The sequence below is a fragment of the Labrys okinawensis genome (assembly GCF_047345005.1).
Classification (GTDB): Bacteria; Pseudomonadota; Alphaproteobacteria; order Rhizobiales; family Labraceae; genus Labrys; species Labrys okinawensis.
Map to the genome: position 1 here is coordinate 5,606,624 of NZ_CP178864.1, position 23,413 is coordinate 5,630,036.

Below are 23,413 nucleotides of genomic sequence, written 5' to 3' on the forward strand. Positions count from 1 at the left end.
GCTCTTGGAAACGATACACCTGCAGGAGAGGAAGAGCAGGCTGGAAGCCTGTGGTCCCAGGGTCATTACCCCCGCAAAGCCTGCGCCAAGGCGGCCAGATCCGCCGGCAGCTGGCTCTCGAACACCATATGCTCCCCACTCACGGGATGCTCGAAACCGAGCAGACGGGCATGCAGCGCCTGCCGGTCCATCGCGGCGAGAGCGGCCTTCGCCTCCTCCGGCAGCAGCGCGGCCTTGGTCTTGAAGCCCGAACCGTAGACGGCATCGCCCAGCAGGGGATGGCCGAGATGGGCCATGTGCACGCGGATCTGATGGGTGCGGCCGGTTTCGAGCCGGCATTCCACCAGGCTGACCAGCGGCTGGCCCGCCTGTTCGCCGAAGGTCTCGACCAGGGTATAGTGGGTGATCGCCTCGCGCCCTCGCCCGAGCGGCACCACGGCCATCTTCTCGCGGTTGCGGGTCGAGCGGTCGATGCCGGTCTCGACGGTGCCATGCGGGCGGGTGCCGCCCCAGACGAAGGCGAGATAGGCGCGCTCCAGTGGCCCCGTGCGGCCGTGATCGGCGAATTGCGCGGCGAGCCCCTGATGGGCGCGATCGTTCTTGGCAACGACCAGCAGGCCGGAGGTATCCTTATCCAACCGATGCACGATGCCCGGCCGCTTCACGCCGCCGACGCCCGAGAGCGAATCACCGCAATGGGCGATCAACGCATTCACCAGCGTGCCGCTTTCATGGCCGGCGGCCGGATGCACCACGAGGCCCACCGGCTTGTCGATGACGAGAAGGTCGTCGTCCTCATAGACGATGGCGAGCGGGATATCCTCGCCCCGCGGCTCGGCCGGCGCCGCCTCCGGCACGCCCAGCCCCACCGTCTGCCCGACCTTGAGGATATGTCCGGCATCGAGCACCGGCTTGCCGTCGAGCAGCGCATGGCCGGCCTCGATCAGCGCCTTGATGCGCGTGCGCGAAAGAGGCTGTGCCTCAGGGCCCTGGAACTGGCGCGCCAGGAAGCGATCGATACGCTCACCGGCTTCGGCAACCTCGAAGGTGGTGTAAACGGGATATACTGGATTGGTCATACACGCCTAAGGCGGATGGCGCTCCCAACCGGACTCGAACCGGTGTTTTCGCCGTGAGAGGGCGACGTCCTGGGCCACTAGACGATGGGAGCAGCGGCAAGGAGTGGGCCTATAGCGGGAAAGCTCGTCGCGAGCAAGGACCAATCTGCGCTTTTTCGCATTCGCAGACCGGCCGCCGTTGTTCAGGGCCTGGCGATGCCATTTGCGGGAGGAGGAAGCCGTCGGGCGATGGCTCCCTCGAGACTTGGGGTAAGCCGCGACCGGCGCGGATAGCGCCCTAGCGCACGCCGACCAGGCGCTTGGGCGCGCGGTATTCCACCACAACGGAACGCGGCGCGGCGGAGGCGCGGGGCTGCCCGATCGGTAGGCTCAGCCGCCGCTCGGTCGGCTTGAGCGGCGCCGGGCGCTTGGCGACGGCGCGCACTTCTTCTGCGCCGATACCGAGCAGGGATGCAGCGATCTCGATCTGCTGCTCGAAATCCTCGCTAAGGCATTCCGCGGCAATCATGGCTTCCTCGATGGTGGGAAGCGCCTGCTTGACACGCCGGCTGCCATATTTTGTCTTCCAGGTCTCGCTCACGGGAGTGAATGCCTTCTCTTTGATCGCCCTCAACATAGCAGGATTCGAACGATATTGCACCGCAGCATAAGCTGACCTGCCATGCGCTTTAAGGGTGACGAATCGCTCCTGCATATCCTTTCGAATCGGTCTGTGCGATTTGACACACCCCAGATGGGATAGTGCTGAAGCGATTCAAGGGAACCTTTCAGCCGATATCCTTCGTAGCGGCAGGATCACGATCTTCCGCCGCGACCGCCGACCTGAGGTTGGCTTCTATTGGAGTTCCACCCACCCAGCCCTCGCCGCCCAGACCTGACAAGTCATGACGACCGCACTTGACAGCATGGTTCCATGTGCTATTTTGAATTTAATATCATTAGTGAATAAATATTCAAATCCCGGACGGGGAGGACAGATGACAGCGCCCTATCGCCAATCAGCGTTGCAGGACGCCGTGATGGCAGCCCCGGACCCGGAGTTGCGAGCCGTGGCCTCCCCCGCCTTCGGCGCCACGTCTGATCCGAAGGCTCTCGCCGAGATCGCCCGCCAGGTGCGCATCAAGATCGTCAAGACCATCGCCAAGGCGCGACTTGGCCATGTCGGTGGCGACCTCTCGGTGACCGACATCCTCACCACCCTGTATTTCGGCGTGCTCGACATCGATCCAGCCAATCCGGCCAAGCCGAACCGCGACCGTTTCATCCTCTCCAAGGGCCACTGCGCCGCCGCCTTCTACAGCGTGCTCTCCCTGCGCGGTTTCTTCGATCCCGAAGCCGTCGACACCTTCATGCAGCCGCTCGCCGCGCTGAACGGCCATCCGAACCGCCGCAAGATCCCCGGCGTCGAGGCCAATACCGGTCCCCTCGGCCACGGCCTGCCCATCGGCGTCGGCGCCGCTGTCGGCGCCAAGCTCGCCGGGCAGGACTGGCGCACCTTCGTGGTGCTCGGTGACGGCGAACTGCAGGAAGGCTCGAACTGGGAGGCCGCGATGACTGCAGGCCACCGCAAGCTTGCAAACCTCACCGCCATCGTCGACCGCAACCGCTTCCAGCAGGGCGCCGGCACGGAGGCCACCAACACGCTCGAACCGCTTGCCGACAGGTTCCGCGCCTTCGGCTGGGACGTGACCGATATCGACGGGCATGACACGGCGGCCCTGCTCGAGGTTCTTGCTGCCCCAGGCACCGACAAGCCCCGCGCCGTGATCGCCAAGACCTATAAGGGGCGCGGCGTTTCCTTCATGGAGGACAGGGTGGAGTGGCACCACAAAGTGCCGAGCGCCGAGCAGGTCGAGATCGCATTGAAGGAACTGTCGAAATGAGCGCTCTTGAAACTCCGCGCCCTGCCGGGGCGGCCGAAACCTTCGCAAAAGAAACGTTCGACTGCCGTGTTGCCTTCGCCGAGGAGCTGACCGCTCTTGCCCGGGCCGACAGCCGCATCGTGGCCGTATGCAACGACAGTGTCGGCTCCAGCAACCTCGGTGCCTTCCAGAAGGAATTTCCCGATCGCCTCGTCAATGTCGGCATCGCCGAACAGAACATGGTGGGTGTCGGTGCGGGCCTTGCCAATGCCGGCATGATTCCCTTCGTCTGCGCCGCCGCGCCTTTCCTGTCGGGCCGCGCTACCGAGCAGATCAAGGCGGATTGCGCCTACTCGCAATATCCGGTGGTGCTGTGCGGCATGTCGCCAGGTATGGCCTATGGCGAACTCGGCCCGACCCATCACTCGATCGAGGATTATGCCTGGATGCGGGCGATCGCCGAGCTCACCGTGATGGCGCCTGCCGATCCGCAGGAGACCCGCCAGGCCGTGCGCTGGGCCGCCGGCGCCGGAAAGCCTGTCTACATGCGCATCCCCCGCTTCAAGATCCCGGCCGTCAACCCGTCCGAGTCCCGGTTCGAGCCGGGCAAGATCGCCATGCTTCGCGAGGGCAATGACGTCACCATCGCCGCCATCGGCACCATGGTCTCGCGAGCGCTCGATGCCGCCGACATGCTTGCACAGCAAGGCATTTCGGCCCGCATCCTCAATGTCTCGACCCTCAAGCCACTCGATGAAGAGACCATCCTCAAGGCCGCGCGCGAAACCGGGCGCATCGTCACCGCGGAGGAAGCGGTTGTCGGCGGCGGCCTCGGCGGCGCGGTAGCCGAAACCGTATCGCAGCACCATCCCGTGCCGATAAAGATCCTCGGGGTATCAGGCTTTGCGCCAACGGGCGACACGCAGTTCCTGCTCGACCATTTCGGCCTGAATGCGCAGGGCATCGTCAAGGCAGCGCTCGGCCTCCTGGGCAAGGGAATACATTGATGGCAGGCCCGCTCGTCCTCGCGATCGACCAGGGCACGAGCTCAACCAAGTGCCTGCTGGTCGACGGCTCCGGCGCCGTGGTGGCGCGCGGGCAGGCGTCCTTGTCCGAAAGCCATCCCCGGCCCGGCTGGGTCGAGCAGGACGCCAACGAAATCTGGGCGAGCGTCAAGTCGGCCGTCGCGGCCTGCGTCTCGCCGGACCTCGCCTCTCGTGTCGTCGCGGCCGGCATCAGCACGCAGCGCGAATCCTGCCTGCTGTGGGACCGCAGGACGGGTGCGCCGTTTTCTCCCGTCCTGTCCTGGCAGGACCAGCGAACCTCCGCGCTGGCGCACAAGATCGGCGCGCCCGACACCCTTGCCATGGTGAGGCGCGCCAGCGGCCTGCCGCTCGACCCGATGTTCTCGGCGCTGAAGCTCAACTGGCTGCTCGATGAGCTCGACCCGGATCGGGCGAAGGCAAGGGCCGGCGACATCCTTTTCGGCACCATCGACAGCTGGCTGCTCAGCCGCCTCTCCGGCGAGCACTTGATCGAAGCCGGCAATGCCTCGCGCACGCAGCTCCTCGACGTCGCGAAGGGATGCTGGGAGCAGGGCCTGCTGGATCTCTTCAGGGTGCCGGCCGAGGCGCTACCGCAGCTCACGGCTTCGACCGGCCCGTTTCCCGCCCTGCGCGGCCTCGCGCCCCTGCCGGACGGCATCCCCGTGCTGGCGGTGATGGCCGATTCCCATTCCGCCCTTTTCGCCCATGGCGCCATCGCGCCGGGCGAAGCCAAGGCGACACAGGGCACGGGCTCCTCGGTGATGGGCCTCGTCGCCGACGGCGCCTCACTCGATCCGGGCCTCTGCCTCACCATTGCCTGGGCCATCGACGGCGTCACGCCCGATAAGCTTGCCCTGGCGGCGGAAGGTAACATCCGCGCCGCCGGCTCGACCCTGCGCTGGGCTGCCGGCATCCTCGGCGTTACCACTGAAGAACTCGCCGCGCTCGCGAGGACCACGCCGAGCAACGGCGTCGCGCTCGTGCCCGGCTTCAACGGGCTTGGCGCACCCTGGTGGGATGCAGAAGCGACGGGACTCCTGACCGGCTTGACGCTTGGCACCGACCGCAAGGCCATCGCGCGCGCGGCCCTCGACAGCATCGCGCACCAGATCGCCGACGTAGTGGAAGCCCTCGACCGCAGCGGCACCCCGCTGCGCCGGCTCCATGTCGATGGCGGGCCGACCCGCAATGACCAGCTCATGCAGATGGAGGCCGACATGATCGGCCGTCCCATTCTGCGCGGCCGCACGACCGAACTCTCCGCCCTCGGCGTCGCCCATCTCGCCGGCCTCAAGGCCGGGCTCTGGGACACCAAGACCCTCGCGGGGCTGGAACGTCCGCACGATGTCTTCGAGCCTGTGATGGAGGCGCGCGCCCGGAAAGTCGAACGCCGGCACTGGCTCGACGCGGTGGCGCGCTCGCGCCTTCGGCCTGCGCCTGAACGGCACGGATAATCGCGCAAAGCGGACGAACTCGACACGGGAAGGAACAGGAATGTCAGCTCAAGCGGAGAATACGGGCCAGACTACGTCCCGTTTCAAGATCGACCTGACCAGTGGCATTTGGGGGCCCCTGATCGGCCTCCTCGTGCTGATCGCCTTCTTCTCGATCCGGGCGCCGCATTTCTTCACGATTCAGAACGCCATCATCATCTTCGACCAGGTCACCGTCTATGGCATCCTGGCGATCGGCATGACGCTGGTGATCATCACCGGCGGCATCGACCTTTCGGTCGGCTCGGTGCTGGCATTTTCGGCGATGACGACCGGCTGGCTGTTCTCGATCGTCGGCCTGCCCTTCGTGCTCGCGCTCTTCATCGGCATCCTTGCAGGCGCGGCCTGCGGCCTTGTCTCGGGCCTCCTGATTACGCAGGCGCGCCTGCCCCCTTTCATCGCCACCCTCGCCATGATGACGATCGCCCGCGGGCTCGCCAACAAATACACCGACGGCAATGTCGTCTCGGGTTGGCCGGACGCCTTCAACACCCTCAATACATATCGGCATTTCGGCCTGATCACGGTCACCACCGCCTTCTTCCTGGCTCTGGTAGTACTGACCTGGGCCTTCCTGAAATACCGGCCCGCCGGCCGCAACCTCTACGCCATCGGCGGCAATCCGGAAGTGGCGCGCCTCGCCGGCATCTCCGTGAAGCTGCAGATCGTGATCGTCTATGCCGTGGCCGGCGCGCTCTCGGCCGTCGCCGGCATGGCCAATGCCGCCCGCCTGCAGACCTCCCAGCCCTATGACGGCCTCGGCTATGAGCTCACCGCCATCGCCGCGGTGGTGATCGGCGGCGCCAGCCTCTCGGGCGGGGTCGGAAGCATAGGAGGCACGCTGATCGGCGTCCTGATCATCGGCGTCCTCAATTCCGGCCTCAGCCAGGTCGGCGCCCAGACCTACGACAAGGACGTGATCATCGGCATCATGATTGCGGCGGCCGTGGCCTTCGACACCCTCATCCGGCGACGCCGGTAACCAGATCGGGGCGGGCCGTGCCCACCCGGTGCCCTAGTAGACCTTCAACAAGCAAACCACCAACTGAGGAAACTGCTCTATGACCATGAAAACGCGCATGCTCGGCCTGGCGCTCGCTCTTGCCGTCTCCCCGCTCGCTCTCTCCGGCGCTCTCGCCGCCGACAAGATCAAGGTGGGCCTCGCCGTCGCCAACCTCCAGGCCGACTTCTTCAACCAGATCAAGCAGTCGGTCGAGAAGAACGCCGATGCCATGGGCGCCGAGGTCATCACCGTCGATGCCAAGGGCGATGGCGCCACGCAGGTCAGCCAGATCCAGGATCTCATCACGCAGAAGGTGCAGGCCCTCATCTATATCCCGGCCGGCGCCGCCGCGGCCAGCGTGCCGGTGAAGGCGGCCAAGGCTGCCGGCATCCCGGTCGTCGCCGTCGACCGCAACCCGGCCGACGCCCCCGGCGACACCTTCATCGCCACCAATTCGGTGGTCGCCGCCAAGACGCTGGGCGATTATGCCTGCAAGCAGACCGGCGGAACCGGCGTGCTGGGCGTCATTCAGGGCCAGATCGGCACCACGCCTGAGCTCGATCGCGACAAGGGTTTCAAGGAAGCCATGGCGGCCTGCCCCGGCATCAAGGAGGTGGCCCGCGAAGCGTCCAAGATGTGGATGAAGGACGAGGGCTTCAACATCGCCCAGAACATGCTGCAGCGTGACCCGACCATCAGCGTCTTCTTCGGCCGTGCCGATGCCCTCGCCCTTGGCGCGGCTCAAGCCGTCAAGGCCACCAGCCCCGACCACAAGGTCTGGGTCTTCGGCTTCGACGGAGACCTCGCCGGCCTCAAGGCCGTGAAGGACGGCACGCTCGATGGCACGATGACCCAGCGCACGCAGTTCATGGGCAAGCTCGCCCTGCAGTCGGCCCTCGACCTCGTCGCCGGCAAGAAGTTGCCGGCCGAGCAACTGCAGGATGCGGCGTTGACCACCAAGGACAATGTGGATCAGTACATCGCCGAGCATCCGTAAGCGGTCATCCTGTGCGCGGTGCGGCATGCAATGCCGCACCGCTGACACGGGACGGTAGGACCCGAAGAGCGCCCTACTCCTCGAACGGTCCCGGATCTGCGCAGCATCGCTTCGCGCTGCAGCGCGTCCGGGATGACACCCTGGAGACCCACCATGTCCCAATCCAACGAACCTCTCGCCGTGGGCCTGTCCGTGCGCGGTGCCGGCAAGAAATATGGCCCGGTTACCGTGCTCGAAGGCGTCGACCTAGACGTCGGTCCGGGCGAAGTGGTGGCCCTGCTCGGTGAGAACGGGGCCGGCAAGTCGACCATCTCCTCGATCATCGCCGGGCTGGTGCAGCCGACCACCGGCACCATGACCTGGAATGGCCGGCCCTACGCACCCGCCAATCCGCGTGATGCCCTGTCCCAGGGTATCGGGCTGATCCACCAGGAGATGCGGCTGCTTCCCGATCTCTCCATCGCCGAAAATGTCTTCGTCGGCCGCCAGCCGACCAGCATGGGGCGTATCGACCGTGCCGGGATGGAGAAGCGCGCGGCCGAGCAGCTCCATCGCCTTGGCCTCCACGTGCCGACCTCGACCCTGGTGCGCAATCTGCGCGTCGCCGCCCAGCAGCAGGTCGAGATCGCCAAGGCCCTCACCCTCGATGCCAGGCTGCTCATCCTCGACGAGCCTACTGCGGCGCTGGGCGGCGAGGAGACCGACCACCTCTTCGAACAGGTCGAGCGCCTGAAGAAGGAGGGCATGGGCTTCATCTATATCAGTCATCGCCTCGACGAGATCGCCCGCATAGCCGATCGCGTGGTGGTACTGCGCGACGGGCGCCTGGTCGGAACCTATGCCACTGCGCAGGTGCCGGTGAAGACCCTGGTCGAGGCCATGGTGGGCCGTTCGGTCGAGCGCATGTTCCCCGCCATCACCGCCGCCGGCAGTCGCGAGGTTCTGCGTGTCGAAGGGCTGAGCGCGCCGGACAAATCCTTCAGCGACGTCAGTTTCAACGTGTATGCCGGTGAAGTCTTCGGCATCGCCGGCATTGTCGGTGCCGGGCGCACCGAGCTGGTACGCGCCATCGCCGGTGCCGATCCGATCGCCGCCGGTTCCATTACCATCGACGACAAGCCGCTGGCGCCCAGAAGCCCGGCGGACAGCCTGGCTGCCGGCATCGTGCTGGTCCCGGAGGACCGCAAGGACCAGGGCCTCATCCTCGAACATACGATCGGCGATAACATCGCCCTCGGCAACTACCCGCGCGTGGCGCCCTCGGGCTTCGTCACGCCGAGCGCGGTGCGCCGCTATGCCAATGAGAATATCAAACGCTTCGGCGTGAAGGGGAGCCCCGGACAGCCGGTCAATCACCTCTCGGGCGGCAACCAGCAGAAGGTGGTGCTGGCCAAATGCATCTCGCGCCGGCCCAAGGTTGTCATCCTGGACGAGCCGACGCGCGGCATCGATGTCGGCGCCCGGGCCCAGATTTACGACGTCATCGCCGGACTCGCCAAACAGGGCCTTGCCGTCATCGTCGTCTCCTCCGACCTCGACGAAGTGCTGGGCCTTGCCAATCGCGTGATGGTCCTCAGCCGAGGCCTCAACCGCGGCATCCTCGATCACGATCAGGCCAATCGCGTGTCCGTAATGGAACGCGCCACGCTTTGACAGCAGGAAATGGGTTCATGCAGATCTTCAGACTGGACGGGCAAACCGCCTTCGTCACGGGCGCCGGCAGCGGCATCGGCCAGCGTATCGCGATCGGTCTTGCCGAGGCGGGCGCCGACATTGCCGGCTTCGACCTGCCGGGTTCCAAGGGCATCGGCGCGACCGTTGCCGCTATCGAGAAGCTTGGGCGCAAGGCCATCGCCCTCGCAGGCAATGTCACGCAGGCCGACGATCTCGCCAGGGCGGTGAGCGAAGCCGAAAAGGCACTCGGACCGCTGCAGGTCGCGGTCAACGCCGCCGGCATCGCCAATGCCGCGCCGGCCGAGGAGATGCCGCTCGACCAATGGCAGCACATGCTCGACATCAACCTCACCGGCATCTTCCTGTCCTGCCAGGCGCAGGCGCGGGTGATGCTGCCGAGGAAGCGTGGCGCTATCGTCAACATCGCCTCGATGTCCGGCTCCATCGTCAATCGCGGCATTCAGCAGATCCACTACAACACGTCCAAGGCCGGGGTCGTACATCTCACCAAGAGCCTGGCGATGGAGTGGGTGGATCGCGGCATCCGCGTCAACGCCATCAGCCCCGGCTACACCTCGACGCCGATGAACCTGCGTCCCGAGGTTGCCGAACAGGTCAAGCGCTTCGAAGCCGAGACGCCGATGGGACGCATGGCTCTGGTCGACGAAATGGTCGGGCCGGCGGTCTTCCTCGCCAGCGCAGCAGCCTCCTTCGTGACGGGCGTCGACCTTCTCGTGGATGGCGGCTTCGAGTGCTGGTGACCTGGCCATGGGGGCATGCGACGGTGCACGAGTGAGATTGGCGCTTGTCGGTTCCCCGCGATCCGGTCGAGAATGGAGGCTTCCGCACCGCCGCGCCGCAAGCGCACGGAACACTCATTCTTGCCAAACAACGATAAGAACCATGTCCAGGGTCGACGAACTACGCCTCATCACCCGCGTCGCGCAGATGTATTATCTCGACGCCGTGAAGCAGTCGGACATTTCCGAGCGGCTGCACATTCCCCAGGCGCGCGTCTCGCGTCTCCTGAAACGGGCCCTTGACGAGAACATCGTCCGCATTTCGATCACGCCGCCCCCGGGCGTATTCGCCGAGCTGGAGGCGGGGCTGCGCGATCGCTTCGGCATCGATGAAGTCATCGTCGCCGAAGCGATGAGCGAGCGGGATGAAGCCATCCTTGCCGCCATCGGCGATGCCGCAGCGCATTTCCTCGAGAGCACGATCGCCGACGATGAAGTGATCGGCATCTCATCCTGGAGCCTGTCGCTCCTGCGCACGGTGGACGCCATCACGCCGATCAAGCGGGTGCAGGCGAGCAAGGTGGTGCAGACTTTCGGCGGCATGGGCAATCCGACCATGCAGTCGCACGCCCAGCACATCGTCACCCGCCTCGCCCAGCTAACCAACGCCAAGGCGCAGTTCCTGCCCGCCCCCGGCGTCGCGGGCTCTCCAGAGAGCCGCCGCATCCTGGTGAACGATCCCTTCGTGGAGGAGACCTTGCGCTGCTTCGCAGAGGTGACGCTTGCGCTGGTCGGCATCGGTTCGATGACGCCCTCCTACATGCTGGTCAATTCCGGCAACGCCTTCACGCGCGAGGAACTCGACGAACTCGCCGAGCACGGCGCCGTCGGCGACATGGGGCTGCGCTTCTTCGACGCCCAGGGCGCCCCGGTGATCACGCCACTGAACGACCGCGTAATCTCGATGACGCTCGCGGAAATCAAGGCGGCAAAGCGCGTGGTGGCGGTCGCCGGGGGCTCACGCAAAGTGCCGGCCATCCGCGCTGCCATGCTTGGCGGCTATATCGACGTGCTCATCACCGATCATTTCACCGCCGGGCAATTGCTCGCCGGCGGACCGCCTCCAAAGCTCTGATCAACACGACCTGAAAGGACATGCCATGACTTCCCCTTCCCGCTTTGCTGGCAAGACCGTGGTGATAACGGGCGCCAGCCGCGGTATCGGCGCCGCCATCGCTCGCCGTTTCGCCGAGGAGGGGGCGGCCGTTTTGGTCAGCGCCAATGAAGTGCGGGTCGAGGAAGTGGCGGCCGGGATCAGGGGCAACGGCGGCAAGGCCGTGGCCTTCGTGGGCGACGTCACCGACAAGGAAAGCGTCGCAGGCCTCTATGACGCGGCCGAGCAGCATTTCGGCCGCGTGGACATCTCGGTGCAGAATGCCGGCGTCATCACCATCGCTCGTATCGAGGACATGACCGAGACGGAGTGGGACAAGATCATGGACGTCAACACCAAGGGCGTGTTCCTCTGCTGCCAGGAAGCAATCCGGCGCATGCGCAAGCATGGCGAGGGCGGGCGGCTTATCAACACCGCCTCTGGTCAAGCCCGGCAAGGCTTCATCTTCACCCCCCACTACGCCGCCTCGAAGTTTGGCGTGGTTGGCGTGACGCAAAGTCTTGCCAAGGAAGTGGCCAAGGAAGGCATCACCGTCAACGCCTTCTGCCCGGGCATCATCGAGACCGACATGTGGGCTTATAATGATACCGCCTGGGGCAAGCTCCTCGGCAACTACAAGCCAGGCGAGTTGATGGCCGAATGGGTGCGCAACATTCCAATGGCGCGCGCCGGCACAGGCGACGATGTGGCGGGCCTGGTGGCCTTTCTTGCCAGCGCAGACGCGGCTTACATTACGGGCCAGACCATCAACGTCGATGGCGGGCTCATCATGTCATAAGGAATGAGCCACGCCGACGGAACGTGTTTAACCGATGAAACAAGGGGCGGAGCTTTATCTCGCCTCCCTGTTGGTACAGAGCGGCGTGACAGTGACCGGCGGCTGCTTGAGACTAATCAACAAATCTGCATTTTTCAATGAATTGCGCGGATACCCTCTACCCCAAAGGGGTTAGTTCCGTAGTGTAATGTGAGGGGCTTAGACTCCTGATTGTCCTTTTGAGGCTCTGGGTACAAAGAGAATCAGATCGAAGAGGATTAAGATATACCCATCAATTACTATCACTTCTCAACCCATCCTTGGATTAATTGGGATGCAAAAAAGCAACACGTATCTTAATTTTGAGCAAGCAAAGCTCATCATGATTAATAGCGCTTCACTTTCCCCTTGCTTGCGAGTTAATATGGAGGAAAGCAGACGTCAAACAAATGTAACATTCGCTCAATGGTTCGAAACTCGTCATGATGGCCCGTCTCCTGCGTCTTGTCCCCGTGCTGCTGATTTTGCTTGCAGCCAATTCCTTTAAGACAGCCTACGCTCAAAAGGCGCCCGTCGGCGAGGACCCGACCGTGATCGGCGATGTGGTCGGCCTTACGCCGGCGGTCCATGGCACCGTCTCCGGCCTGCTCGCAATCGGCTCGAAAGTCCACCAGGGCGAAAAGATCGAGACCGGGCCAAGCGGTGTGATCGAGCTGCGTTTCCTCGACAACACCCACCTTATGCTGGGCTCACGCTCTTCGGTGACCCTGGACACCTTCGTCTATGCCGGCAATGGCAAGGCCAACTCTGTCGTGCTGCAGTTCGCCCGGGGCGCCTTCCGCTTCGCGACGGGAGACTCGGCCAAGAGCGCCTACAAGATCCAGGCCCCCCAGGCCTCGATCGGCGTCCGTGGCACCAAATTCCAGGTGGATTCGCGCTCGCCGACCAGCGCCATCACGCTTTACGAAGGCAAGACCTTCATCTGCCCGCCGCACCGCCCCATCGGCTACTGCAAGATCGTCAAGCCGGGTGAAACCGCCCTCGTCGGCGATGACCGCGTCATCCGCATCGTTCCCGCCCAGGGCTCGCCCACGGAACACTGCACGGGCTCGCCAAGCTCCAAGATCTGCGACATCTTCGGCGGCAAGTAGGACGACGGCTCAAGCGAGGAGAGAGGGCCCGTTCTCGGGCCCTTTTGTTTCAAAACTTCTTGCTGAGGAATTTCGAGCCATCCCACCCGAAACGCCAGGGCCGCTCCATCGCCTTGGTGATGCCGATGCGCGGCCCGGCGACGATGGGCGGCTCCTCCCGGCGACGCTGGAGTTCGAAAGGGGGCTGCGTCAGCGCAAGCCCGTTCTGCGCACCGGTAAGGCCGAGGGCCTCGCAGAGCCGGCCCGGACCGGAGCAGAGCAGCGTCCGCTTCGTCACGCCCCGCCGCTCCTCCATGCGCTCGATCCCCACCTGGGGTTCGAGCGCGCGCAGCAGCACGGCGCTGGCCCGCGCGCCCTCTCCACTGACGAGATTGGCGCACCAATGCATGCCGTAGGATAGATAGATATAGATGTGGCCCGGCGCCCCGAACATCACTGTGTTGCGCGGCGTCTGTCCGCGATAGGTGTGCGAGGCCGGATCGTCGCGATCATAGGCCTCCGTTTCGACGATCACCCCGCCCACCCCGTCGACCAGGAGCGTCACGCCGATCAGATCGCGCGCCACCTGGAGGACGTTGCGGTTATAGAAGGAAGCGGGAAGGAAGGTCATGACGTCGGTGGGATTAATCTATTGTCATGAAATAGGCCATGTTTAATACAGCTTGGCATTGACTCCAGATATTCCCTGTTTAGCTTGCGGCTCGGTTTGAGTTAGGAACTTGTTGATGAACGACGCTTTCGACCGGCGGCAATTCCTCCAGGGAGCCGTGAGCCTTTCAACCCTGATTGTTCTGGGCTTGCCCGCGGCCGCGTTCGCCGATGAAGGGGCCCTGACTTTCGGTCCCGCCGAACCCTTTTCCTTCGACGGACTGGTCGACCGGGCCCGCAAGCTGGCGACGGAAGCCTATGTGCCGGCCGAGAAGCCTGCGGCGGACATCACTTCCAGGCTGACCTATGAAGAACTCGGCAAGATCAAGTTCAAGACCGAGGACGCGCTTTGGGCAAACGGACCTGCCCCCTTCCCGGTGACTTTCTTCCATCTCGGCACCTTCTTCCAGAAGAAGGTGACGATCAACGTGGTCGACGGCAAGAACGCCAGCGAGATCATCTACCGCAAATCCTCATTCGACATGCCGGCCGACAGCCCGGCCCAGGCCTTGCCCGAAGGCGTCGGCTTTGCAGGCTTCCGCTTCCAGGAGCCGCGTACCGGCCCGATCGACTGGAAGAAGAATGACTGGGTCGCCTTCCTCGGCGCATCCTATTTCCGCGCCATCGGTGAGCTCTATCAATATGGCCTCTCCGCCCGCGGCCTTGCCGTGAATGCGGCTGATCCAAACCCACCGCACCAGGAGGAATTCCCCGACTTCAAGGAATTCTGGCTGGAGCCGGTGGCTGGATCCACAAACCAGATCAAGGTTTATGCCCTGCTGGACGGCCCCTCCGTCGCCGGCGCCTTTTCCTTCCTGATGACGCGCGAAAAGGCCGTGCTGATGGACATCGATGCGCGTGTCTTCACGCGCAACGACATCAACCGCTTCGGCCTGACGCCGTTGACTTCGATGTACTGGTTCTCGGAGACCGTGAAACCGACGGCGATCGACTGGCGGCCGGAAGTCCATGATTCCGACGGCCTGGCGATGTGGACGGGAGGGGGAGAGCATATCTGGCGCCCGCTCAACAATGTGCCGGCGACGATCACCTCGACCTTCACGGATTCCAATCCGCGGGGCTTTGGCCTGCTGCAGCGCGACCGTATCTTCGACCATTATCTCGACGGCGTGATGTATGACCGGCGGCCCTCGCTCTGGGTCGAGCCCCTGGCGCCCTTCGGTGACGGCCAGGTGCAACTCATCGAGATCCCCACCGATGACGAGATCCACGACAATGTGGTCGCCATGTGGGTGCCGAAGGATCCGGTCAAGGCCGGCCAGGAGTTCAACCTGAAATACCGCCTGCACTGGGCGGCGGACGAGCCCTTCCCCACCAATCTCGCCCGCTGCGTGGCGACGCGTCTCGGCAATGGCGGCCATCCCGGACAGCCGCGCCCGCCGGGCCTGCGCAAGTTCATGATCGAGTTCCTGGGTGACTCGCTCAAGGACCTGCCCTATGGCGTAAAGCCCGTTCCGGTCATCACCGCCTCGCGCGGCGAACTCTCCTATATCTTTACCGAGGCGGTGCCCGATGGCATCAACGGCCATTGGCGCGCCCAATTCGACCTGCAGGTCACCGGCCCCGATCCGGTGGAGATGCGCTGCTATCTCAAGCTCGGCGACAAGGTGTTGAGCGAGACCTGGCTCTACCAGTACCACCCGTTCTGATGCGAAGTCATCCCGTGCGCGATGCAGCATGTAGTGCTGCGTCGCAGACACGGGATCGCGGGAAGATACATTACTCCACCCACGGTCCCGGATCTGCGCAGCATCGCTTCGCGCTGCGGCGCGTCCGGGATGACGCTCCCCTCCTTCCCAAACGCCGCGTCATGCACTAGACACCCCTTTTGCCGAAGGAAGTCTCGATGCCAACAACCGCCGCGGCGGGGCAGGCCAAGCCTGTCGCCATCATCATGGGCAGCCAGTCCGACTGGGCCACGATGCGCCATGCGGCGCAGACCCTGGAAACGCTGGGCGTCGGCTATGAGGCGCTGATCGTCTCGGCCCATCGCACGCCCGACCGTCTCTACGACTTCGCCCGGACGGCCAAGGCGAAAGGCTACCGGCTCGTCATTGCCGGGGCCGGCGGCGCCGCTCACCTGCCCGGCATGGCGGCCGCGCTCACCCCCCTGCCCGTTTTCGGCGTGCCGGTCGAATCCAAGGCCTTGTCAGGCGTCGACAGCCTCCATTCCATCGTACAGATGCCGGCCGGCATTCCCGTCGGCACACTGGCCATCGGCCGTCCCGGCGCCATCAATGCCGCATTGCTGGCGGCGGCCGTGCTCGCTTTGCACGATGAAGGCCTCGCCGCCCGGCTCGATCGCTACCGCGCGGCGCAGACAGCCGCCGTAGCCGAACATCCCAGCAATGACGAGGCTCCCAAGGCATGAGCGGCGTGCGTGTGCCGCCGGGCGGGACGCTCGGCATCCTGGGTGGCGGCCAGCTCGGCCGCATGCTGGCGCTGGCCGCAGCGGAACTCGGCATCCAGAGCCATATCTATTGTCCCGACAAGGCAAGCCCGGCGTTCCAGATTGCCGACCGTTATACCTGCGCTGCCTATGAGGATCCCGCCGCCCTTGCCGCCTTCGCCGAGAGTGTCGATGCGATCACTTATGAGTTCGAAAACATCCCGGCCGCCACCGCCGCCATCCTCTCGTCCGCGCGTCCGGTGCTGCCTGCCGTCCGCGCCTTGGAGACCACGGCCGACCGCCTGACGGAAAAGACCTTCGTGCGCTCCCTCGGCATCGGCACTGCGGAATTTCGCGCCGTCGACAGCCATGCCGACCTCGCCTCCGCCGTCGCCGCGCTCGGGCGCCCGAGCGTCTTGAAGACGCGCCGTTTCGGCTATGATGGCAAGGGTCAGACCATCATCCGGCCTGGCAGCGACCTCTCCGAAGCTCTTGCCCGCATGGGCGGCCAGCCCGCTATCCTCGAGGCCTTCGTGCCTTTCATGGCCGAGGTCTCGGTTGTCGCGGTCCGCGGCGATGACGGGGCCGCCCGCACCTATGACCTTGTCGAGAACAAGCACCACGATCACATCCTCGACCAGTCGATCGTACCCTCCCGGCTATCCGTCATGGTGGAGGACCAGGCCCGCGCCATCGCCACCAAGATTATCGCGGCGCTCGACTATGTCGGGGTGCTGGCGGTGGAGATGTTCGTCACCGCCGATCACAACGTGCGTGTCAACGAGATTGCGCCGCGGGTGCACAATTCCGGTCACTGGACGCAGAATGCCTGCCTGGTCAGCCAGTTCGAGAATCACGTGCGCGCCGTCTGTGGCTGGCCGCTCGGCTCGACCGATCGTCACAGCAACGCCGTGATGACAAATCTCATCGGCGACAGCGTCAATTCCTGGCGCGCTCTAGCGGCCGAACCCAATGCCTCCGTTCATCTTTATGGCAAGCACGAAGCGCGACCGGGCCGGAAAATGGGCCATGTCACGCGGATTTTCCCCAAGAGTCGCTGATCCGTGCTAAACTGTATGGACAGGTGAAGCCCCGTCTGATATGACGCCGCTTCCAAATTCGGCGGTGCCTTGGCACTGGGCTTTCTTGCGTCAAGCCGCCGCAGCAATTCACATCAAGTATAGGACAGCACGCGTGCAGGTTCTCGTTCGCGATAACAATGTTGATCAGGCTCTGAAGGCGCTCAAGAAGAAGATGCAGCGCGAAGGCATTTTCCGTGAAATGAAGCTCCGTGGCCATTATGAGAAGCCGTCGGAAAAGCGCGCCCGCGAGGCTGCCGAGGCCGTTCGCCGTGCCCGCAAGCTTGCTCGCAAGAAGCTGCAGCGCGAAGGCCTGATTCCCGCAACGCCCCGCGTTGTGAAGAAGTAAGCTCCGCTTCCGATCGAAGTTGCCGTCTCCGACAGACGCCCGGGCATTTGGCCGGGCGTTTGTGTTTTGTGCGTTTGTCACAGCCTTGCCCAGATTTGCCGTTAGCGGCTTCGGGAACGATAGCGGTGACGATGCGCGCAAGGCGTTTGACGCTATGGCGTTTTGCGATTTGACAGAATCGGCATGAATCGCAAAGACGCGTCAAAACAATGAGTTAGAGCAATGAGCGTTTGCGTGTAAAGGCGCTTTGCTCTAGGTCAGGAAGCCAGCAAACGCTGCGTTTGCGAAAAGTTCAGGGGAAAGCTTTACCTTCCAGCAAGGTTAATGCGGCAAATTGCCGGCCAAAGGCCTCGAAGGCGAAAGACCCTGGCCATTGTGACTTGTCTCGAACTGTCCGGATCAGAATGATGACAGACCCCATGAATGCAGCCGCCCCGGCCACCCTGCGGAGTTCGCGCTCCCTGTTCGTGGCGGCCCTGTTGCTGGGTGCTGCCGGCCTTGGCCTGATGAGCTGTGAGACCGTGGGGCGGGTCGGAAATGCCGATGACGGCGGCGAGAGCTACCAAGTGGCCTCCACCGACATCTCCTCCCTTAGCCAAGTGATCGAGAAGAACCCCAACGATCCGGAGGCCTGGAACATGCGCGGCTCCGCCTATGCGCGCTCCAAGCAGTTCGGCCCGGCTGTCTCCGATTTCAACCGCGCCCTCCAACTCGATCCGAACTTCGCGCAGGCCCTCGCCAACCGCGCCCTTGTCTACCGCCAGACCGGCCAGACGGACCAGGCGCTCGCCGATTACAACAAGGTCATCTCGGTCGATCCCAACTATGCGCCGGCCTATGTCGGCCGCGGCAACATCTATCGCCTGCAGGGCCAGACCCAGCAGGCGATGGCCGACTACGACAAGGCCATCCAGATCAAGCCGGAAACGGCCGAGGCCTACTACAATCGCGGCCTGATCCGCCAGGCCAGCGCCAATCACGAGGTGGCGATCGACGACTTCACCTCGGCGATCTCCAACGATCCGCTGGCCGAGGCGCCCTATTATTCGCGCGGCACCTCCTATCTGCAGCTAAAGAAGTACAAGGAGGCTCTGGCCGACTTCAACCAGGCCCTGCAGATCAACAACAAGAACCCGGCCTCCTGGGCCGGCCGCGGTTATGCAGCCGCCGGCCTCAACGATATCCAGAAGGCGCGCGAGAGCTTCCATCAGGCCCTCGGCATCGATCCGAGCAATTCCGCCGCCAAGAACGGCTTGTCGCAGCTCCCAGCCGGCTGAGGCTGACTGCCGCCCTTATGGGTGGCAGGGCTTCTCCGCTGAGGGGGTCGGCGAAATCCTGACGAGCGAGAATGCGCTGCACAGGCCGGGATAGGCCGCCTTCACATCGCCCTTCATCGCGGTGCCGGAGGCGGCGATGCGCCCCTCCAGGTCGACGGTGATGTAATCCTTCGGCTGCGTGATCCAGGTCGAAGCGCCGATGAAGACCCGCTTGTCCTCGAAAATGTGCCCCGCAACCGCAAAGCAGCCTTCCTTGGCCGCCGGATTGGACGGCAAGGGATAGAAATGAAAAGTGCCCAGAAGGGCCGCGCCATCCTGTTTATTGACGGAGAGGGTCAACCCGGTAAGGCCCTGCCCGCAAACATATGAGCCTTTCCAGGTGCCCGTCAGCGTCATGCCCTTGCTGTCGCCCGCCAAGGCCGGGATCGTCATGGCAAGCGAGAAGAGCACTGTTGCTGTCGTGAATTTCATGGCGGCGACCAGTCCCGGCATCGGGGCCCTAGAGCAAAGCGCGTTTGCACGCAAACGCCCATTGCTCTAACTCATTGTTTTAACGCGTCTTTGCGAATCTTGCCGATCCCGTCAAATCGCAAAACGCTATAGGAGAGTGCCTGGATGATATCCGGGACCGAGTTTGCCAGCAATTGCCGGGACGCATGGGGATGCCGTGCTTTTTGAAACTCCATCCCACACTATCCGCACCTCGGGGGCTTACATTGGGGACCCGCCATCCAATATAAGGCTGAGCGAACGCGGCCAAGGCGGTCATGTGCCTGGCCGTGCGCTTATCCGTTTTTCAAGAGCGCGCCCTGCGCTCCGGAGATTGTCATGGCCGATACGATTGCTTCCGAAAACAAGTCCTCAGACAAGATTCCGGTGACGGTGCTCACCGGCTATCTCGGCGCAGGCAAGACCACTTTGCTCAACCGTATCCTTACCGAGCCGCATGGCCAGCGCTTTGCCGTCATCGTCAACGAGTTCGGCGAGATCGGCATCGACAACGACCTCATCGTCGACGCCGACGAGGAAGTCTTCGAGATGAACAATGGCTGCGTGTGCTGCACGGTGCGCGGCGACCTCATCCGCATTATCGACGGCCTGCTGAAGCGCAAGGGCAAGTTCGACGCCATCCTGGTGGAGACCACCGGCCTTGCCGATCCGGCCCCCGTGGCCCAGACCTTCTTCATGGACCAGGACGTCGCCGACAAGACCCGCCTCGACGCCGTGGTCACGGTGGCAGACGCCAAATGGCTGAAGGACCGCCTCAAGGACGCTCCGGAAGCCAAGAACCAGATCGCCTTCGCCGACGTGATCGTGCTGAACAAGACCGACCTCGTCACCCCCGCCGAGCTGCGCGAAGTGGAGATGCGCATCCGCGCCCTCAACCCCTATGCCAAGCTGCACAAGGCGACACGCTCCAACGTGGCGATCAACGAGGTGCTCGGCCGCAACGCCTTCGACCTCGACCGCATCCTCGATCTCGAGCCGGCCTTCCTGGAAGCCGACGAGCATGATCATGACCATCATCACGATCATGATCACCACCATCATGACCACGAGCACGGCCTGAAGCACTATCACGACGAGACCATGCAGTCCCTCTCGCTGAAGATCGACGGCGACGTCGACCCGGCCAAGGTGATGCCCTGGATCGAGCGTATCGCCCAGAGCGAGGGACCGAACCTCCTGCGCTGGAAGGGCATTCTCTCGCTCAAGGACGAGCCGCGCCGCTTCGTGCTGCAGGGCGTGCACATGATCATCGAGGGTGACCTGCAGCGCGAATGGAAGCCGGGCGAGAAGCGCGAGTCGCGCCTGGTCTTCATCGGGCACGACATCAACCGCGAGGCGCTGGAGCAGGGCTTCAAGGCTTGTGCGGCGTAGTGCTGGGAGCGCGGGCGTCTCGTCCGTTCTTGAAACTGTAACCTTTCAGGAAGACCCAGAACCGCCGCAGAATCCACGACATAAAAGGGCGGGAGCCATAACCCTTGGGAGCGCCCTTTTTTATCCAACGCAATCGTTTCAAGAGCGGACGGGACGTCCGCGCTCCCAGGTCCGCATCGTGAACACCACCACCTTCCCCTCCTTGTCCGAAGCCACCACCTGGATCGAGGCCGGCGGCCATGTGCTCGCCGCGAGCTGGCTCGGCCGAACACCGATCTTCGCGCTCACCGATGGCACGGTCATCACGGCCGCAATCGGTGAGGAAAAGCGCGACAGGCTATTCGCGGATGCCAGCCTGCTCTCGATCGCCTCAAACGGCACCATGCTCATCGCCGGCAGCGATGATGGCCAGGTCGTCAAGCTCTCGGCCAATGGCGAGATCGGCCGGCTCGGCGAAGTCAAGAACAAGTGGATTGACGCGGTGGCCCTCTCCCCCGGTGGCGCCACGGCCTGGTCGGCCGGGAAGCTCGTCTTCGTCCGCGACGAGAAGGGGGCGGTGAAGCAATGGGGGGCGCCCTCCGGCGTGCGTGGCATCGCCTTCATGCCCAAGGGCTATCGACTGGCCATCGCCCATTACAACGGCGTCTCGCTCTGGTTCCCCAATTCGACTGCCACCCCCGAATTCTACGAATGGAAGGGCAGCCACCTCGACATCACGATTTCGCCCGATAGCCGCTTCATCGTCACCTCCATGCAGGAAAACATGCTCCATGGCTGGTCGGTGGTCGAGAGGAAGCACATGCGCATGTCGGGCTATCCCTCCAAGACGCGTTCCTTCTCGTGGTCGCATGACGGCAACTGGCTCGCCACCTCGGGAGCGGACGCCGGCATCGTCTGGCCTTTCCAGTCCAAGGATGGCCCCATGGGCAAGGCACCACGCGAGTGCGGCATCCGCCACGCCAAGGTGACTCGCGTGGCCTTCCATCCCAAGGCGCTGGTGCTGGCGCTCGGCTATGAGGACGGTTGCGTGCTGCTCTGCCGCCTGACCGACGCCTCGGAGATCCTGGTGCGCCGCGCCGTCGATGGATCGAACATCACGGCGCTCGCCTGGGACAAGACGGGCGCTCAGCTCGCCATCGGCACAGAGGATGGCCAGGCCGGCATCCTCACCTTGCCGGCTGCGGCCTGAGCCCATGTTCGGCCTGTTCCGCAAACCCAGCCAGGCCGAGCGCGACAGGGCAGCCGCTATCAAGGAGCAGGTTCGTGCATTGCGCGGCCTCGGCGTGGAGACAACCGTGTCGGTGAGCGAAATCCAGTGCGGCGACGCCTACTGCCCCGGCACCGAGACGGTGATCCTGATCATGCAACCTGGCGTGAAGACCAAGGCCTACAAGGTGCTGGCGCCTTTGCTGGAAGTAGATGGAGCGGCGGTCGAAGCGGCGCTGGCCGAATAGGTCGGCTCACAACTTCGGCCCTTCCAGCGTCTTCACATAGCTCGTAAGCGGGAAGCAGATCACAAAGAAGATCAGGGCCACGCAGCCATAGACAATGAAGGGCTGGAAGGTGGCATTGTTGATGGCATTGGCCGTACGCAGCAATTCCTCGAAGCCGATGATCGAGGTCAGAGCCGTGCTCTTCACCAATTGCACCAGGAAACCGACTGTGGGCGCCCGTGTGATCGAAAAGACCTGGGGCAGGACGACAAGGCGCAATTGCAGAAAATAGTGCAGGCCGAGACTCGCCCCGGCATCCCATTGGCCGCGCGGCAGGGCCTCGACGCCGCCGCGCCATATTTCGGCGAGGAAGGCGCTGGCGCATAAGGTAAGGCCGAGCACGGCGGTCAGCCAGGGGTCGATGCGCAGACCCAGGCGCGGCAGGCCGAAGAAGACCAGGAAAAGCTGCAGCAACAGCGGCGTTCCCTGGAACAGGCCGATATAATATTCCGCCGGCCGCCGCAGCCATTTGCGGCTGTCGATCCGCATCAGCAGAATGGCGAGGCCAACGATGCCGCCGCCGATGAAGGCCGCTATCGAAAGGAGCACCGTCCAGCGAGCCGCCAGCAGAAGATTGCGAACGATATCCCAGAGGGTGAAGTCCATCATATGGCTCCCCTGAACAGGAAGCGCTGGCCGCCGTTCAGCAGCACCCGGCGCAGGATGATGCTCAGTCCCAGATAGATCAGCGCGACCACGAGATAGGTCTCGAAAGGCAGGAAGGTTCTGGCCTGGATGAGGTCGGCCTCATAGGTCAGCTCCTTCACCGCAATCTGAGAGACCGCGGCCGACTCCAGCATCATGATGACGATCTGGCTGGTCAGAGCCGGCGAGATCACCCGCAGGGCCTGGGGCAGCACCACCTTGACGAAGATCTGCCCGGGCCGCAGCCCGAGCGCCATGCCGGCCTCGCTTTGCCCCCGCGGCACGGCGTCGAGGCCGGCACCGACGATCTCGATGCCATAGGCCGTCAGATTGATGGTGATCGCCAGGATCGCGACCACCAGGGGATTGAGCACCAGCCCGATGCTCGGCAGCCCGAAGAAAATGAAGAACATCTGGACGATGAAGGGCGTGTTGCGGATCAGCTCGACATAGCCGGTGACGAAATAGCGGATCGCCACATGCCGGCTGCGCCGCCCCGCGGCACCGATGACGCTGAGGACAACGCCCAGCAGGGCAGAGACGAGGATCATGCCGATCGTCGTCGCCGCCCCCCTCGCGATTGCGGCAGAGGCATCGCCGAGCCACCCGAAGTCGAGATTACCGCCCATCGTCGCGCCCTTTGCCGCAAGCCGGA

The 23,413-nt window shown here is 64.0% G+C and carries 24 protein-coding genes and 1 tRNA gene; 18 read left to right on the top strand and 7 right to left on the bottom strand.

Annotated features, from left to right (window positions below; translation table 11 throughout):
* Positions 1 to 65 precede the first annotated feature (65 nt).
* From ACMDCR_RS26215 to ACMDCR_RS26225, 3 genes are all read right to left on the bottom strand, one after another.
* Positions 66 to 1,079 (bottom strand): RluA family pseudouridine synthase, encoded by a 1,014-nt coding sequence (locus tag ACMDCR_RS26215; RefSeq protein ID WP_413989426.1) that lies wholly within the window; start codon positions 1,077 to 1,079, stop codon positions 66 to 68.
* Positions 1,080 to 1,095: 16 nt separating this feature from the next.
* Positions 1,096 to 1,171 (bottom strand) — tRNA-Glu (locus ACMDCR_RS26220).
* Positions 1,172 to 1,356: 185 nt separating this feature from the next.
* Positions 1,357 to 1,659 (bottom strand): hypothetical protein, encoded by a 303-nt coding sequence (locus ACMDCR_RS26225; protein WP_413989427.1) that lies wholly within the window; start codon positions 1,657 to 1,659, stop codon positions 1,357 to 1,359.
* A 397-nt stretch (positions 1,660 to 2,056) separates the two neighbouring features.
* Between ACMDCR_RS26225 and ACMDCR_RS26230 the strand changes: the two genes are divergently transcribed.
* The 10 genes from ACMDCR_RS26230 to ACMDCR_RS26275 all read left to right on the top strand — a co-directional run bounded on the left by ACMDCR_RS26230 (position 2,057) and on the right by ACMDCR_RS26275 (position 12,976).
* A complete protein-coding gene (locus ACMDCR_RS26230; RefSeq protein WP_413989428.1) occupies positions 2,057 to 2,962 on the top strand; it encodes a transketolase in 906 nt (301 codons plus the stop codon).
* Complete coding sequence (locus tag ACMDCR_RS26235; protein WP_413989429.1) at positions 2,959 to 3,948, top strand: transketolase family protein; 990 nt, start codon at positions 2,959 to 2,961, stop codon at positions 3,946 to 3,948. Before ACMDCR_RS26230 ends, ACMDCR_RS26235 begins: the two co-directional genes overlap by 4 nt.
* The gene (locus ACMDCR_RS26240; protein WP_413989430.1) at positions 3,948 to 5,441 is read left to right on the top strand and encodes an FGGY-family carbohydrate kinase; all 1,494 of its coding nucleotides are present in this window, start codon (positions 3,948 to 3,950) and stop codon (positions 5,439 to 5,441) included. The genes ACMDCR_RS26235 and ACMDCR_RS26240 overlap by 1 nt, the downstream gene beginning before the upstream one ends.
* A gap of 40 nt (positions 5,442 to 5,481) precedes the next feature.
* Positions 5,482 to 6,462 (top strand): ABC transporter permease, encoded by a 981-nt coding sequence (locus tag ACMDCR_RS26245; protein ID WP_413989431.1) that lies wholly within the window; start codon positions 5,482 to 5,484, stop codon positions 6,460 to 6,462.
* 85 nt (positions 6,463 to 6,547) lie between these two features.
* Positions 6,548 to 7,480: a sugar ABC transporter substrate-binding protein gene (locus ACMDCR_RS26250; protein WP_413993735.1), complete on the top strand. Its 933-nt coding sequence runs from the start codon at positions 6,548 to 6,550 to the stop codon at positions 7,478 to 7,480.
* A 153-nt stretch (positions 7,481 to 7,633) separates the two neighbouring features.
* Entirely contained in the window at positions 7,634 to 9,133 is a 1,500-nt protein-coding gene (locus ACMDCR_RS26255) for a sugar ABC transporter ATP-binding protein (protein WP_413989432.1), read from the top strand.
* Between the two features lie 17 nt (positions 9,134 to 9,150).
* A complete protein-coding gene (locus ACMDCR_RS26260; RefSeq protein WP_413989433.1) occupies positions 9,151 to 9,915 on the top strand; it encodes an SDR family oxidoreductase in 765 nt (254 codons plus the stop codon).
* Between the two features lie 142 nt (positions 9,916 to 10,057).
* Positions 10,058 to 11,029: a sugar-binding transcriptional regulator gene (locus ACMDCR_RS26265; protein ID WP_413989434.1), complete on the top strand. Its 972-nt coding sequence runs from the start codon at positions 10,058 to 10,060 to the stop codon at positions 11,027 to 11,029.
* Between the two features lie 25 nt (positions 11,030 to 11,054).
* Positions 11,055 to 11,846, top strand: coding sequence for an SDR family oxidoreductase (locus ACMDCR_RS26270; protein ID WP_413989435.1), 792 nt, complete (start codon positions 11,055 to 11,057; stop codon positions 11,844 to 11,846).
* 461 nt (positions 11,847 to 12,307) lie between these two features.
* Entirely contained in the window at positions 12,308 to 12,976 is a 669-nt protein-coding gene (locus ACMDCR_RS26275) for a FecR domain-containing protein (protein WP_413989436.1), read from the top strand.
* 49 nt (positions 12,977 to 13,025) lie between these two features.
* On the opposite strand, the gene ACMDCR_RS26280 is transcribed toward ACMDCR_RS26275, so the two are convergent.
* Entirely contained in the window at positions 13,026 to 13,586 is a 561-nt protein-coding gene (locus ACMDCR_RS26280; protein WP_413989437.1) for a DNA-3-methyladenine glycosylase, read from the bottom strand.
* Between the two features lie 115 nt (positions 13,587 to 13,701).
* On the opposite strand from ACMDCR_RS26280, the gene ACMDCR_RS26285 reads away from it, so the two are divergent.
* The 5 genes from ACMDCR_RS26285 to ACMDCR_RS26305 all read left to right on the top strand — a co-directional run bounded on the left by ACMDCR_RS26285 (position 13,702) and on the right by ACMDCR_RS26305 (position 18,739).
* Positions 13,702 to 15,294 (top strand): glucan biosynthesis protein, encoded by a 1,593-nt coding sequence (locus ACMDCR_RS26285; protein ID WP_413989438.1) that lies wholly within the window; start codon positions 13,702 to 13,704, stop codon positions 15,292 to 15,294.
* Between the two features lie 197 nt (positions 15,295 to 15,491).
* Positions 15,492 to 16,016 (top strand): 5-(carboxyamino)imidazole ribonucleotide mutase, encoded by a 525-nt coding sequence (purE, locus tag ACMDCR_RS26290; RefSeq protein WP_413989439.1) that lies wholly within the window; start codon positions 15,492 to 15,494, stop codon positions 16,014 to 16,016.
* Positions 16,013 to 17,095 carry a 5-(carboxyamino)imidazole ribonucleotide synthase gene (locus ACMDCR_RS26295; protein WP_413989440.1) on the top strand — a complete coding sequence of 361 codons (1,083 nt, stop codon included), beginning with the start codon at positions 16,013 to 16,015 and terminating at the stop codon, positions 17,093 to 17,095. The genes purE and ACMDCR_RS26295 overlap by 4 nt, the downstream gene beginning before the upstream one ends.
* Positions 17,096 to 17,228: 133 nt before the next feature.
* Positions 17,229 to 17,462: a 30S ribosomal protein S21 gene (gene rpsU, locus ACMDCR_RS26300; protein WP_068285423.1), complete on the top strand. Its 234-nt coding sequence runs from the start codon at positions 17,229 to 17,231 to the stop codon at positions 17,460 to 17,462.
* 419 nt (positions 17,463 to 17,881) lie between these two features.
* Positions 17,882 to 18,739, top strand: a complete 858-nt coding sequence (locus tag ACMDCR_RS26305) for a tetratricopeptide repeat protein (protein WP_413989441.1) — start codon at positions 17,882 to 17,884, stop codon at positions 18,737 to 18,739.
* Positions 18,740 to 18,754: 15 nt separating this feature from the next.
* Here ACMDCR_RS26305 and ACMDCR_RS26310 read toward each other — a convergent pair whose 3' ends face one another.
* Positions 18,755 to 19,210: a hypothetical protein gene (locus ACMDCR_RS26310; RefSeq protein ID WP_413989442.1), complete on the bottom strand. Its 456-nt coding sequence runs from the start codon at positions 19,208 to 19,210 to the stop codon at positions 18,755 to 18,757.
* A 357-nt stretch (positions 19,211 to 19,567) separates the two neighbouring features.
* On the opposite strand from ACMDCR_RS26310, the gene ACMDCR_RS26315 reads away from it, so the two are divergent.
* The 3 genes from ACMDCR_RS26315 to ACMDCR_RS26325 all read left to right on the top strand — a co-directional run bounded on the left by ACMDCR_RS26315 (position 19,568) and on the right by ACMDCR_RS26325 (position 22,074).
* Positions 19,568 to 20,620, top strand: a complete 1,053-nt coding sequence (locus tag ACMDCR_RS26315; protein ID WP_413989443.1) for a CobW family GTP-binding protein — start codon at positions 19,568 to 19,570, stop codon at positions 20,618 to 20,620.
* A gap of 175 nt (positions 20,621 to 20,795) precedes the next feature.
* Complete coding sequence (locus tag ACMDCR_RS26320) at positions 20,796 to 21,809, top strand: WD40 repeat domain-containing protein (RefSeq protein WP_413993736.1); 1,014 nt, start codon at positions 20,796 to 20,798, stop codon at positions 21,807 to 21,809.
* Positions 21,810 to 21,813: 4 nt separating this feature from the next.
* Positions 21,814 to 22,074 carry a hypothetical protein gene (locus tag ACMDCR_RS26325; protein WP_413989444.1) on the top strand — a complete coding sequence of 87 codons (261 nt, stop codon included), beginning with the start codon at positions 21,814 to 21,816 and terminating at the stop codon, positions 22,072 to 22,074.
* Positions 22,075 to 22,080: 6 nt separating this feature from the next.
* On the opposite strand, the gene ACMDCR_RS26330 is transcribed toward ACMDCR_RS26325, so the two are convergent.
* Both ACMDCR_RS26330 and ACMDCR_RS26335 read right to left on the bottom strand, forming a co-directional pair.
* Complete coding sequence (locus ACMDCR_RS26330) at positions 22,081 to 22,722, bottom strand: amino acid ABC transporter permease (RefSeq protein WP_413989445.1); 642 nt, start codon at positions 22,720 to 22,722, stop codon at positions 22,081 to 22,083.
* Positions 22,719 to 23,387: an amino acid ABC transporter permease gene (locus ACMDCR_RS26335; protein WP_413989446.1), complete on the bottom strand. Its 669-nt coding sequence runs from the start codon at positions 23,385 to 23,387 to the stop codon at positions 22,719 to 22,721. Before ACMDCR_RS26335 ends, ACMDCR_RS26330 begins: the two co-directional genes overlap by 4 nt.
* Between the last annotated feature and the right edge of the window lie 26 nt (positions 23,388 to 23,413).